At 70.0% G+C, this 13,072-nt stretch carries 11 protein-coding genes and 1 pseudogene; 10 read left to right on the top strand and 2 right to left on the bottom strand.

Annotation, left to right across the window (positions count from 1 at the left end; translation table 11 throughout):
• Window positions 1-16 precede the first annotated feature (16 nt).
• Window positions 17-532 (bottom strand): hypothetical protein, encoded by a 516-nt coding sequence (locus tag DR046_RS24635; protein WP_115382574.1) that lies wholly within the window; start codon window positions 530-532, stop codon window positions 17-19.
• 138 nt (window positions 533-670) lie between these two features.
• On the opposite strand from DR046_RS24635, the gene DR046_RS11755 reads away from it, so the two are divergent.
• The 7 genes and pseudogenes from DR046_RS11755 (at window position 671) to DR046_RS11725 (ending at window position 4,454) form a co-directional block, all read left to right on the top strand.
• Complete coding sequence (locus tag DR046_RS11755) at window positions 671-952, top strand: hypothetical protein (protein ID WP_115382573.1); 282 nt, start codon at window positions 671-673, stop codon at window positions 950-952.
• Window positions 924-1,625, top strand: coding sequence for a winged helix-turn-helix domain-containing protein (locus DR046_RS11750; RefSeq protein ID WP_115382572.1), 702 nt, complete (start codon window positions 924-926; stop codon window positions 1,623-1,625). The genes DR046_RS11755 and DR046_RS11750 overlap by 29 nt, the downstream gene beginning before the upstream one ends.
• 136 nt (window positions 1,626-1,761) lie before the next feature.
• A pseudogene (locus DR046_RS11745) lies at window positions 1,762-2,760 on the top strand (TAXI family TRAP transporter solute-binding subunit).
• 96 nt (window positions 2,761-2,856) lie between these two features.
• On the top strand, window positions 2,857-3,012 hold the full coding sequence (locus tag DR046_RS11740; RefSeq protein WP_370816190.1) for a hydrogenase expression/formation C-terminal domain-containing protein: 156 nt from the start codon (window positions 2,857-2,859) through the stop codon (window positions 3,010-3,012).
• A 79-nt stretch (window positions 3,013-3,091) separates the two neighbouring features.
• Window positions 3,092-3,478 (top strand): hypothetical protein, encoded by a 387-nt coding sequence (locus DR046_RS11735; RefSeq protein WP_115382571.1) that lies wholly within the window; start codon window positions 3,092-3,094, stop codon window positions 3,476-3,478.
• 10 nt (window positions 3,479-3,488) lie between these two features.
• On the top strand, window positions 3,489-3,830 hold the full coding sequence (locus DR046_RS11730) for a hypothetical protein (protein WP_135227295.1): 342 nt from the start codon (window positions 3,489-3,491) through the stop codon (window positions 3,828-3,830).
• Between the two features lie 144 nt (window positions 3,831-3,974).
• On the top strand, window positions 3,975-4,454 hold the full coding sequence (locus DR046_RS11725) for a copper chaperone PCu(A)C (RefSeq protein ID WP_115382569.1): 480 nt from the start codon (window positions 3,975-3,977) through the stop codon (window positions 4,452-4,454).
• A gap of 172 nt (window positions 4,455-4,626) precedes the next feature.
• On the opposite strand, the gene DR046_RS11720 is transcribed toward DR046_RS11725, so the two are convergent.
• Entirely contained in the window at window positions 4,627-5,334 is a 708-nt protein-coding gene (locus tag DR046_RS11720) for a DUF2238 domain-containing protein (RefSeq protein ID WP_135227294.1), read from the bottom strand.
• Window positions 5,335-5,685: 351 nt separating this feature from the next.
• Between DR046_RS11720 and DR046_RS11715 the strand changes: the two genes are divergently transcribed.
• From DR046_RS11715 to glgB, 3 genes are read left to right on the top strand one after another with little or no spacing between them, the layout of a single operon-like run.
• Window positions 5,686-7,614 carry an alpha-1,4-glucan--maltose-1-phosphate maltosyltransferase gene (locus DR046_RS11715; RefSeq protein WP_245190921.1) on the top strand — a complete coding sequence of 643 codons (1,929 nt, stop codon included), beginning with the start codon at window positions 5,686-5,688 and terminating at the stop codon, window positions 7,612-7,614.
• A complete protein-coding gene (gene treS, locus DR046_RS11710; protein ID WP_115382566.1) occupies window positions 7,611-10,886 on the top strand; it encodes a maltose alpha-D-glucosyltransferase in 3,276 nt (1,091 codons plus the stop codon). Before DR046_RS11715 ends, treS begins: the two co-directional genes overlap by 4 nt.
• Window positions 10,886-13,072: a 1,4-alpha-glucan branching protein GlgB gene (glgB, locus tag DR046_RS11705; RefSeq protein ID WP_115382565.1), complete on the top strand. Its 2,187-nt coding sequence runs from the start codon at window positions 10,886-10,888 to the stop codon at window positions 13,070-13,072. The genes treS and glgB overlap by 1 nt, the downstream gene beginning before the upstream one ends.

Raw genomic sequence — 13,072 nt, 5'->3', positions numbered from 1 at the left:
GCGCGCGGCCGGCGCGTCAGTGGCGGCGGGGCGGAAGCTGCCAGCCCGCACGGTAGAGGCAGTCGCGGGGATAGACCTCGCGCCAGCCATAGGAGGTCTGCACCTGCCGCAGGCAGGCCGTTGGAAGAAGTCCCGGGCGCGGCACGTTGTTCCGCATGCAGCGCCCGTCATAGCCGATCCCGGCCCCGCGGACGCCGTGGAACCAGCTTTCGCACCGGGCGGGCACGATCCGGGCCTCGCCATGCGGCCAGTCGCGCTGCGCGCGGTGGTCCCTGTGCCCGTGCGGGGGGTGGACCGGGTGGCGTTGCCAACCCGGGCGCCAGTCGGGGCGATGGACCGGGTGGCGCTCGAACCCGTCGGGCCAGGCATGGCGCGGCGCCTCGCGGCGGTGGACCCTGTCCGGCAGGACGAGGATGGTGACCGACCCGCCCAGGATCCGGGCGGCCCCGGTGCCCGCCACCTCGGCCCGGGCGGCGGCGCCCGGCAGCGCGAGCGCGGCGGAAAGCAGGATGGCGGCGGTGAGGCGAAACATGGCGGGGCTCCGGTTCGCGGGCGGCGGATGCCCCCAGCCTGCCCGCCCCCGTCCCGGCACGACAATAACGGCGCCGCGTCATGCGATAACGCCAAAGGGGATATTGCCTGCGCGCCTGCAAGGCCCCACGCTGCAACCATGACACGCATCGCCCCCCTCGTGCTGATCCTCAGCCTCGCCGCCGCCTCGGCCCAGGCAGCCTGCTACGCCGACTACAAGGCCAAGCAGGACGACCCGCTGCGCCTGCATTACGGCGTGATGGAGGTGCCCGAGGGCGCCTGTTCGCGCGATGCCGCCGCCTCGGTGATCGCGGGTCGACTGCGCGACGGCTGGCAGCTACTCGATGTCGTGTCCGTGTTCGGCCCCGAGGGTCTGGATCAAAGGAGAGCCAGTGCAGGCGCCTACTTCCTCCGTTACTGAGACCCGCGCGGCCTCCGCCCGCATCCTTCTGACCGGCATCGCCGCCATCGTCGTCGTCCTTCTGGCGACGGCGGTGTTCCTGTTCGCGACCCTGCCCGACGGCAACGCCTTCAACGCCCGGGTCGAGCGCATCTTCGTCGAGACGAACCTGACCAGCCCGGCCGAGATCGGCCTGCTGGAGGTGTTGGCGCAGTCGGGCACCGCCTTCGGCGAGGTGCTGGCCAGCTACCGCACGGTGATCTTCGTGCTGCTGGTCTTCGCCACGGCGCTTCTGATCGCCTGCGTGGTCCTGCTGGTCGCCATCGTCACGCTGAACCGCCGCATGGGGGAGATCGAGCGGTCGGGCATCCAGGTCACCTCGCTGGTGCTGGCACGGGCCGAGAACGCGGTGATGCTGAACGACATCGAGCTGAAGCTGACGGATGCCGCGATGGAGACGCTGGCCGTGCTGGCCGAGGCGCGTCTCGACGGCGACATGCTGACCGGCGCCCAGATCGAGAGCATGATCTCGGGCAAGCCCGAGGCCGATTGCGACGAGGCGGCGGGGGCCACGCGGATCAAGCGGCTGCGCGATTCGCTGGGCAACCAGATCGTGACCCACCTGCTGATCCGCAACATCACGCGGCAGGGCTATGTGCTGGCGCTCGACCCCAAGGTCATCCGGATGATCTGATGCCGGACCGTCCGGTCGCGCCGGAGGGTCATGCGGGCTGGTCGGCGGTGCTGCCCGAGGCGGGGCCGGGCTGACGCTGGACGAGGCTCCGCCGCCGTGGTGTCATCGGCCGGTTCACCAGTGGGGGATCGTTCGGATGAGGCGGCTCACGGCCCTGATCGCGGCGCTCGCGCTCGCGTTGCCCGTCGCGGCGCGCGCGCAGGAGGTCTTCGACTTCACCATCGCCACGGGCGGGACGGCGGGCACCTATTTCCCCATCGGCTCGCTGATCGCCTCGGCGATCTCGGCGCCGCCCGGGTCGCGGCCCTGCGCCGAGGGCGGCGCCTGCGGGGTGCCGGGGCTGCGGGCGACGGCGATCTCGACGCGAGGCTCGGTCGCGAATGTCGAGGCCATCGCCGACGGGACCTTCGACAGCGGCTTCGTCCAGGCCGACGTCGCGACCTGGGCCGCGACCGGGACCGGCATATGGGTCGGGCGGCCGCCGGTCGAGGAGCTGGTGGCGATCGCCAATCTCTATCCCGAATAGATCCATCTCGTCGCCGCCGCATCCGCCGGGATCGAGACGGTCGCCGACCTCGCCGGCAAGCGCGTGTCGCTGGACGAGCCGGGCTCCGGCACGCTGGTGGAGGCGCGCTTCGTACTGCGCGCGGCGGGGCTGCGCGAGAGCAGGGTCGAGGTCTTCTACATGCGGGCGGCGGACGCGGCTTCGGCCCTGGCTGCGGGCGAGCTGGACGCCTTCTTCTTCGCCGGCGGATACCCGGCCCGCGTCGTGGCTGACTTGGCCGCGACGATGCCGGTGCGCATCGTGCCCATCGCCGGGCCGCTCGCCGACCGCATCCTGACCGAATACGAGTTCTTCGCCCCGGACGTCATCCCCGCCGGGACCTATCCGGGGCAGGACAAGGATGTGCCCACCGTCGGCGTGACCGCCCAGTGGGTGACGCGTCGCGACCAGCCCGAGGAGCTGATCCACGCGATCACCGCAGCGCTGTGGAACCGGACCACCCGGCGCCTGCTGGACGGAGGCCATGCGAAGGGCGCGCAGGTACGGCTCGAGACCGCGCTGGACGGGATCGGCATAGACCTGCACCCCGGGGCGGAGCGGTTCTATGACGAGATCGGCCTGCTGCGATGAGGGGACGGGCGCGCGGGGGCATCGAACCCCCGCGCGCCCGGGCCTTCGGCCGCGCGCGGTTCTGACGGGGTTGTTGGGGTTGAAGGGTCTGGCGGCGTGCCGCGCTCCGTCCTGCCAGACGAGGCCTGGACCGACGTCCTCGCCGCCGACAGCTGGGACGTCACCGAAATGCCCGAGGTCGCGATGGCCGGGCCGGAGAAGCTGGAGGACAGCGCCGCCCGCCTGCGCGACGTGCTGGAGGCGATGCGATGACCGCGCCCGCCACTCGCGGCGGGTTCGAGCCCGGCTTTCTCGGCACGAATGACCGCATGAGCCCCCTCGCGATGATGGAATGCAAGATCTTCTGGGCGCCCTGCGACCCGCCGAGGGCTGCGACTCCCGGCAGTTCGATCCTGGCACGCCCTTCGCCGACCTGCCCGATCCGGGCGCCGAGGCCCTGCTGGAGGCGGCACGGGTCAAGGCCGTCACTGACCAACTGGTCGCCGACTGCACCGAGATCTTCCACGTCAGAATGCGCGACGTGCCGATCGCCGACAAGGCGCTGCGCGTCGAGTCGGGGCTTCCGCGCGCAGGAGGGCACGATCCTCGGCGTGCTGGCTGGGCCGATGGCAGCGGCATGACGAAAGGCGGGGCGAGAGTGAAGGGGTCAAGACGCTCGGGGCAGGGCTGCGCGGCGACGGCGCAATTGCCTGTTCCCGCGGCGCGCGTCAGGGCATAAGTTGCGCGCGATGCGCCTGCTGCTCGTCCTTCTCGTGGCCCTGGGCCTGCTGCTGCCGCGCACGGGTGCGGTTCTGGCGGAGCTTGCCGGGTTCGAGAGCGTCGTGATCTGCCGGGGCGCCGATCTCGCCACGGTCACCATCGCGCCCGACGGCACGCCGGTCGAGGTCGAGATCGAGGGCCACGGTCCCTGTCTGGCCGCCGCGACGCCCGCGCCGCTCGCCCTGCCGGCAGCGACCTGGAGCGCGCTTGCGGCGGATTACAAGCTGCGCCTGCCGGACCCGCAATCCGCGCCGCGGGCGCGGCCCTGGTCCGGCCCGCCTCCGGACCGTGCGCCGCCGCTCCTCGCCTGACCGCTGCGCGCCCTGCGCGTGATCCCGGGCAGAGCCCGACCGGAAGACGACCGCGACGCGACGGAACCCCCGCCGCCCGGCGCACCGTTCGTGCAGACAGCACGCGGGTGGCGCCGTATCCCTATCCGACCGAGGAACCACGACATGAAGACCACGATCCTGACCGCTCTCCTGCTCGCGGCGACGAGCCTTGCAGCGGTCGCCCACGACTACACCCTGGGCGATCTGACCATCGGCCATCCCTTCGCCTTCGCCACGCCGCCGAACGCTCCGGTGGCGGGCGGCTACCTGACGATCACCAACGCGGGCACGGCCGACGACCGGCTGGTCGCCGTGCGCGCCGCCCCCGAGGTCGCGGGCATGATCCAGATTCACGAGATGCGGATGGACGGGGAGGTCATGCGCATGTCCGAGACCGAGGGCGGCTTGCCCCTCCCCGCAGGCGAGACCGTCACGCTGGAGCAGGGCGGCCTGCACCTCATGTTCATGCAGCTTCCCGCGGGCTTCGAGGAGGGCGCGACGATCCCCGCCACGCTCGTCTTCGAGCGGGCCGGGGAAGTTGAGGTCGACTTCGCCGTCGAGCCACGCGGGGGCAGCCGCGAGGGCCATCACCACTCCGACTGAGGCGGGGGCGCGCGCCTCGGCGGGCTTGGCGCGCGGCCGCGTCGCGCGGTATCGGCCCCCCGGCCAAGGCCGCTATGCCGGTCGGGCTGGACCTGCTGCCGCTTTCGGCTGCGTGGGTCCTGACCCTTGGCCCTGACGGCGTCCGCCGCCCGCTGCAGCGCGTCCGCCGCGATTATCGGCGGCGGAAATGGCGCGGGTTCAGCCGCATGAACTGGGCGATGACCCTGGCGCCGAGGCTGTGCTTCTGTCCCGCGAGATAGAGCGCCCCGAACGCCCCGCCGAGCGTCGCGCCGAGTGCGTTGACCGCGAGGTCGCCCATCGTGTCGGGCAGGCCGGACTTCTGCATCGACAGGCCGAAGGTCTGGTCCATCGCGAATTCGAACAGCTCCCAGACCGTGCCCGCGGCGATGGCGAGGCAGATCGCGATGGCGGTCAGGGCCCAGGGCGGGGCCGCGAAGCGGTCGCCTTCGAACAGCATCAGCACGAACAGCATGCCGGCCATCGCGAAGCCAGTGGCCGAGGCGCCGTGGAGCGCGAGGTCCCACCACCAGAGCTTTTCGTAGGCGCCGAACGCCTCTCCGGCGACCAGCGAGGCGGCGAGGAAGACCGCCAGCGCCAGCACCATCGGCAGCGGCAGAACGATCCGGAACCGGGCCGCGAACACCACGGGCGCCGCCGAGAGCACCGCCGAGAGTGCCGCCACACCGGCGAGTTGGTAACGCTCCAGCCACAGCGCCGCGACCGCCAGCCCCAGAAACGCCGCCCAGACGGCGCCGATCACCCGGCGCCGCAGGACGGGATCGGGCGCGTGCGGCTGGCCGGAATCGGCCGGGGCAGGTTGGCCCGGCGTCGGATCGGAGGAGGGAGCGGGGGTGGACATGGCGACAACCGGAAGGTGCATTGCAGGAGGGAAAGCTATGCAACTCCTCGGGATGGGCGTCAAACGGCGGGGTGCGACGGTGCCCGCCGCGCCCGCGCGGCCGGGGAAGGTTGGACTTCCGTCTCCCCTCGGGTAGACTGGACGCTCTCACGCGGCCTCGCGCGCTGCCTCTTGCGGGGCGACAGGGCCGGGCGGCGGTCCGCCTGGGCCGCGCTGGGGCAGGCCGGATGGAACCTTCTGGCCGCTCCGTTATTGAACCACCGAGGTGAATCGAACGGGGGGACCATGTTCATGAAGGACGACGCCACCAAGCGCGGTCGGGGCAAGCGCCGCGCCGCAGTCGCCGTACCCATGGCGCGCATCGCCATCGAGGGCCTGTCGCCCACCGTCGATGCGGGCCGCTTCGCCGCCAAGGCCGTCGCCGGATGGCCGGTCGAGATCGCCGCCGACATCTTCTCGGACGGGCACGAGGTGCTGGGCGCCGAGGTCGTGGCCATCTCCGCCGGTGTGGAGGCGCCGGCCGAGCCCATGACCCACGACATCAACGACCGCTGGCGCGGCCGCGTCACCTTCGAGGGGCCGGGCCCCGCCTCCTATGTCGTGCGGGCCTGGCGCGATCTCTGGGGCACCTGGTCGCGCGACACGGCCAAGAAGGTGGCCGCCGGACAATCGGTCGATGTCGAGATCCTGGAGGCCCGCACCCTGCTCAAGGGCCTGCGGGCAAAGGGCGCCGATGCCGACCAGCTGAAGCGCCTGCGCGACGCGGCCAAGGGCGCCGAGGCGCAGTCCGTGCTGCTGTCGGCCGAGGCCTCGGAGCTCATGTCCCGCATCGGCCCCCGCGCCAACGTCACCGAGACGCCGCCCCTGCCGGTCTGGGTCGATCGCGAGAAGGCCGCCTTCTCCGCCTGGTACGAGCTGTTCCCCCGCTCGATGGGCGAGCCGGGCCGCCACGGCACCTTCGCCGATGTCGAGAGGCATCTCGACTACGTCACCGACCTCGGCTTCGACGTGCTCTACTTCCCGCCGATCCACCCGATCGGGAAGACCAACCGCAAGGGCAAGAACAACTCGCTGAAGGCCGGGCCGGGTGATGTCGGCTCCCCCTATGCCATCGGCTCGCCCGAGGGCGGGCACATGGAGGTCCATCCGGAGCTCGGCACGATCGAGGATTTCGACCATCTCGTCGCCGCCGCCCGCGCCAAGGGGTTGGAGATCGCGCTCGACATCGCGCTGAACGCCTCGCCCGACCATCCCTGGATGAAGGAGCATCCGGATTGGTTCGAGTGGCGGCCCGACGGGTCGATCAAGTATGCCGAGAACCCGCCGAAGAAATACGAGGACATCGTCAACTTCCGCTACTACCTCGACGACGGAGAACCGAACTGGCCGTTCTGGCAGGCCGTGCTGGACATGTTCCGGTTCTGGGCCAGGCATGGCGTGCTGAACTTCCGCGTCGACAACCCGCACACCAAGCCCTTCCCGTTCTGGGAATGGCTGATCGCCGAGATGCGGCTGGACTACCCCGGCGCGATCTTCCTGGCCGAGGCCTTCACCCGGCCCAAGGTGATGAAGCGGCTGGCGAAGCTGGGCTACAACCAGAGCTACAGCTACTACACCTGGCGCAACACCAAGCACGAGCTGACGGAATACCTGACGGAGCTGACGACCGAGGAGTGCCGCGACCACATGCGCGTCAACTTCTTCGTCAACACGCCGGACATCAACCCGGTGCCGCTACAGACTTCCGGGCGGCCCGGTTTCCGCACGCGGGCGATCCTCGCGGCCTCGCTCGCGGGCAACTGGGGCCTCTATTCCGGGTTCGAGTTCTGCGAGGGCACGCCGATGCCCGGCAAGGAGGAGTATCTCGACAGCGAGAAGTACGAGCTGCGCCACCGCGACCTGGACGCGCCGGGCAACATCAAGGACGACGTGCGGCTCATCAACCGCCTGCGGCGGGAGCGGCCCGCCCTGCGCGACCAGATGAACCTGCGCTTCGCCCCGGCCTTCGACGACCGCGTGCTGTGCTATCTGCGCCATGACCGCGACACCGGCGACGCGGTGCTGTTCCACGTCCTTCTCGACCCGCATCACGGGGCCGAGTTCGAGTTCGAGGTGCCCCTGTGGGAGTTCGGCCTGCCCGACGACGCCTCGGTCGAGGTGCAGGACCTGATCCACGGCAATTCCTTCACCTGGCACGGGATGACGCACCGGCTGGAGCTCGACCCCCAAAGCCGCCCCTATGCCATCTGGAAGCTGACCCCCCCCGGAGCCGCACGATGAACGTCCAGGATACCGCCGCCACCATCCTCGCCGATACCGACCGGGAGGACTGGTTCAAGGACGCCCTGATCTACCAGTGCCACGTCAAGGCCTACCAGGATTCGAACGCCGACGGCATCGGGGACTTCAAGGGCCTGATGCAGCGGCTCGACCACATCCAGTCGCTGGGGGCGACCGCCGTCTGGCTGCTGCCCTTCTATCCCTCGCCGCTGCGCGACGACGGCTACGACATCGCCGAGTTCAAGGCGGTGAACCCGCAATACGGCGACATGGACGATTTCCAGGCCTTCGTGGACGAGGCCCATCGGCGCGGCCTGAAGGTCATTACCGAGCTGGTCATCAACCATACCTCGGACCAGCACGAATGGTTCCAGCGCGCCCGCCGCGCGCCCAAGGGCTCGCCCGAGCGGGACTATTACGTCTGGTCGGACGATCCGTCGAAATGGATGGACACGACGCGGGTGATCTTCAACGACACCCATGACAGCAACTGGACCTGGGACCCGGTCGCCGAGCAGTTCTACTGGCACCGCTTCTTCGACCACCAGCCGGACCTGAACTTCGACAACCCCGCCGTCATGCAGGAGGTGCTGGATGTCATGCACTTCTGGCTCGACAAGGGCGTGGACGGGCTGCGGCTCGACGCGATCCCCTACCTGGTCGAACGCGACGGCACCAACAACGAGAACCTGCCAGAGACGCATGAGGTGCTGAAGGCGATCCGCAAGGACCTGGACGCCCATTACAAGGGCCGGATGCTGCTGGCCGAGGCCAACCAGTGGCCCGAGGACACCCGCCCCTATTTCGGCGAGGGCGACGAGTGCCACATGGGATTCCACTTCCCGCTGATGCCGCGCATGTACATGGCCGTGGCACAGGAAGACCGCCACGCGATCAGCGACATCATCCGCCAGACGCCCGAGATCCCGGAGGAGTGCCAGTGGGGCATCTTCCTGCGCAACCATGACGAGCTGACGCTGGAAATGGTGACGGACCGCGAGCGCGACTACCTGTGGGAGACCTATGCCTCCGACAAGCGGGCGCGGATCAACATGGGCATCCGCCGCCGCCTGGCGCCGCTGATGCAGAACGACCGGCGCAAGATCGAGCTTCTGAACTCGATGCTGCTGTCGATGCCGGGCACGCCGATCATGTATTACGGCGACGAGATCATGATGGGCGACAACATCTATCTCGGCGACCGCGACGGGGTCCGCACCCCGATGCAGTGGACCGCCGACCGCAATGCGGGCTTCAGCCGCGCCGACCCGCAGCGGCTGTATCTGCCGACGATCCAGGACGCGATCTACGGCTACGACGCCGTGAACGTCGAGGCGCAGACCGCCTCGCCGTCGTCCTATCTCAACTGGATCCGCCGCATGGTCGCCGTGCGCAAGAAGCACGACGTCTTCGGGCGCGGCGAGATCGACCTGCTCTACCCGGCCAACCGCAAGATCCTCGCCTATATCCGACGCGCCAAGGGCGTGGAGCCGGGGGCCGAGGGCGATGGCGCCGTGCTCTGCGTCGCGAACCTGAGCCGTGCGCCGCAGGCGGTCGAGATCGACCTGAGCCGCTACAAGGGCCGGGTCCCGGTCGAGCTTGTCGGCCAGTCCCCCTTCCCGCCGGTGGGCGAGCTGCCCTACATGCTGACGCTGCCGGCCTACGGTTTCTTCTGGTTCGTGCTGGCCAGCGAGGAGGAGGCGCCGGACTGGCATACGCCGATCCCGCCGGTCCTGCCGGACTTCGTGACGCTGACGACCCGCGACGGGACCCTGTCCAGCGCGCTGAAATCGCGCGAGGCGAGGCAGTTCCGCGAGGCCTCGCTGCCGCAATACATCTCGATGCAGCGCTGGTTCGCGGGCAAGGACGCACGGACCGGCTCGGTCGAGCTGACGCAGCTGGGCGAGCTCAGCGACGGGCGGCACATGCTGGCCACGATGGAGGTTGAGGTTCGCGGCGAGACGCAGTGCTACTTCCTGCCGCTCTCGGCGGTCTGGGACGAGGCGGCGCTGAGCCTGTCGCCGAAGCTGCCCGCCACGCTCGCCAAGCTGCGCCGCACCAACCGGGTCGGCGCCCTGCGCGACGGCGCCTCGGACGAGGAAATGGCCCATGCGCTGCTTCAGGCGATGCGCGAGAACCGCGAGATCGCGGGCGAGGGCGGCAGGCTCGTCTTCCGGGGCAAGGACCTGCCCAGCGTCGAGGAGGCGGGCGAACCGCGCCTGATGGGGGCGGAGCAGTCGAACGCCTCGGTCGCCTTCTCGGACGTGCTGGTGCTGAAGCTCTACCGCCGCATCCGCGAGGGCGTGCAGCCCGACATCGAGGTGCCGCGCTTCCTGACCGAAGAGACCGAGTTCACCGCGACCCCGCGCCTTCTGGGCACCATCGCCTGGGTCGCCGAGGACGGGACCGAGACGGTGCTGGCCGCCGCCAGCGCCTACGTTCCCAACCAGGGCGATGCCTGGGCCTTCGTCACCGCCGGGCTCGACCGCGAGATGGAGGCGCGCGAGGCGGGGCACGAGGGCGACGAACGGCCGCTTTCCATCGGGGCGCTCGATCTCGGCACGCTGCTCGGGCGGCGCACCGGCGAGATGCATGTCGCGCTCGCCCAGCCCGGCGACGGCTTCGGGTCCGAGCCGATCACGGCCGACGCGCTCGCCACGCTGATCGCCGAGACGCGGGAGGAGGTCGGCGCGACGCTCGACCGGCTCGATCCCGCCAAGCTATCGGGCGAGGCGGCCGAGACGGCGGCGCGGGTGCGCGACATCAGGGACGCGGTGCTGGCGCGCATCGACGCGGTGGGGTCGAAGACCCCGTCGGGCGCGATGACCCGCGTGCATGGCGACTACCACCTGGGCCAAGTGCTGGTCGCGCATAACGACCTCGCCATCATCGACTTCGAGGGCGAGCCGTCGCGCGGCCTGGCCGAGCGGCAGGCGAAATCCTCGCCGCTGCGCGACGTTGCCGGCATGCTGCGCAGCTTCGACTACGCGCTCTGGACTGCGCTGGACCGCCGTATCGAGGGCGGCGCCGATCCCGAGCGGGCGGCGGCGCAGGTCGATGAATGGCGCGCCTCGACCGCCGGGGCGTTCCTCGACGAATGGCGCACCGTCGTCGGCACCGACCTGCGCGGAGAGCCGGAGTTCGAGGCCGCGCTGCTGGATCTCTGGCTCATCCGCAAATGCGCCTACGAGATCGAATACGAACGCGCCTTCCGGCCCGCCTGGATCGGCGTGCCGCTGAAAGGCCTTCTGCATGTGATGGGGGAAAGCTGATGCTGGACCAGACCGACCGGGCTCACGACGACCGCATCCTGGAGGCGATCGTCCGTGGCCGTCTCACCGATCCGTTCGCCGTGCTGGGGATGCACGGCAAGCCGCCGACCATCACCGTCTTCGCGCCCGACGCGGGCGAGGTCGAGGTGATCGACGACAAGGGCAAGACCCTCGCGAAGATGGACCGCATCCATCCCGAAGGCGTCTTCCACGCCGCCTTCCCGCGCAAGAAGGGGCCTTTCGCCTACCGCCTGCGCTGCCGCGCGGGCGACCACGTCTGGGAGCGGGAGGACCCCTACCGCCTGGGCCCGATCCTGGGCGAGATGGACGAATACCTGCTGGCCGAAGGCCGCCACGAGGAGCTCTGGACCCGGCTGGGCAGCCGTCCGATGACCCATGAGGGCATCGCGGGCACCGCCTTCGCCGTCTGGGCCCCGAATGCGCGCCGGGTCTCGGTCGTCGGGCATTTCAACGCCTGGGACGGCCGCCGCCACCCGATGCGCCGCCGCCTGGGCGGGGGCCTGTGGGAGATCTTCGTTCCCGACGTGACTGAGGGCGATATCTACAAGTACGAGATCGTCGGCGTGCATGGCGAGGTGCTTCCGCTCAAGGCCGACCCGCTGGCCCGGAGGATGGAGCCCGCACCCGGCACCGCGTCGATCGTGACGCAGCAGCGCCACGACTGGCGCGACGACGAATGGATGGCGAAGGGCCGCCGCGACCTGCGCGGAGAGCCGGTCTCGATCTACGAGGTGCATCTCGGGTCCTGGCGGCGCGGCGACGGCGACCGCGTGCTGTCCTATGCCGAGGTCGGGCCGATGCTGGCCGACTACGTGGACGAGATGGGCTTCACCCATGTCGAGTTCCTGCCCCTGTCGGAGCATCCCTATACCCCCTCCTGGGGCTACCAGCCGATCGGCCTCTTCGCGCCGACCTCGCGCTTCGGCGGGCCGGACGACTTCGCCGAGATGGTCGACCACCTGCACGGGCGCGGCATCGGCGTCATCATGGACTGGGTGCCCGCCCACTTCCCCTCGGACTCGCACGGGCTGGCGCGCTTCGACGGCACCGCCCTCTACGAGCACGAGGACCCGCGCCTCGGGTTCCACAAGGACTGGAACACGCTGATCTACAACTACGGCCGCTCGGAGGTGTCGAACTTCCTGCGGGCCTCGGCGCTCTACTGGATGTCCGAGCTTCACGTCGACGCGCTGCGCGTCGATGCGGTCGCCTCGATGCTCTATCTCGACTACTCGCGCAACGAGGGCGAATGGATCCCGAACCGCTATGGCGGGCGTGAGAACCTCGACGCCATCGACTTCCTGCGTGACGTCAATTCGCAGGTCGCCAGCCGCACCCACGGCATCACCATCGCCGAGGAATCGACCGCCTTCCCCGGCGTGTCCCGCCCCGCCGATCAGGGCGGCCTCGGCTTCGACTTCAAGTGGAACATGGGCTGGATGCACGACACCCTGTCCTACATCGCCGAGGATCCGATCAACCGGCGCTGGCACCACGACAAGATGACCTTCGGCCTGCACTACGCGTTCAGCGAGAACTTCGTGCTGCCGATCAGCCATGACGAGGTGGTCCACGGCAAGGGCAGCCTGCTGGGCAAGATGCCCGGCGACCAGTGGCAGCGCATGGCCAACCTGCGCGCCTACCTGTCCTGGATGTGGACCCATCCGGGCAAGAAGCTGCTCTTCATGGGCTGCGAGTTCGGGCAGGAGCGGGAATGGTCCCACGACCGCTCGCTCGACTGGCACCTGCTGGACCATCCGAACCATGCGGGCGTGCAGCGGCTGGTGCGCGACCTCAACGCGCTCTACCGCGCGTATCCGGCGCTTCATCGTCTGGACTGCGCGCCCGAGGGCTTCCGCTGGATCGACGGCGGCAATGCCGACAACAACGTGTTCAGCTTCCTGCGCCTCAGCGACGACGGCGCGCCGCCGGTCGCGGTGATCTGCAACTTCGCGCCCGTCCCGCGCAGCGACTTCCGCGTCGGCCTGCCCTCGGGCGGCGAATGGCGCGAGGTCTTCAACAGCGACGCCACCGACTACGGCGGAACCGGAACGGGCAACGGGGGTTCGGTTGAGGCGGCCGGGGAAGGCTGGCACGGCCAGCCGGTCTCGGCCTCGCTGACGCTGCCGCCGCTGGCGACCATCGTGCTTACACCTCAGACCTGA

This window comes from Jannaschia formosa (assembly GCF_003340555.1).
In the GTDB taxonomy this organism is placed as follows: domain Bacteria; phylum Pseudomonadota; class Alphaproteobacteria; order Rhodobacterales; family Rhodobacteraceae; genus Jannaschia; species Jannaschia formosa.
This window is presented reverse-complemented; position numbering and strand designations above follow the sequence as displayed.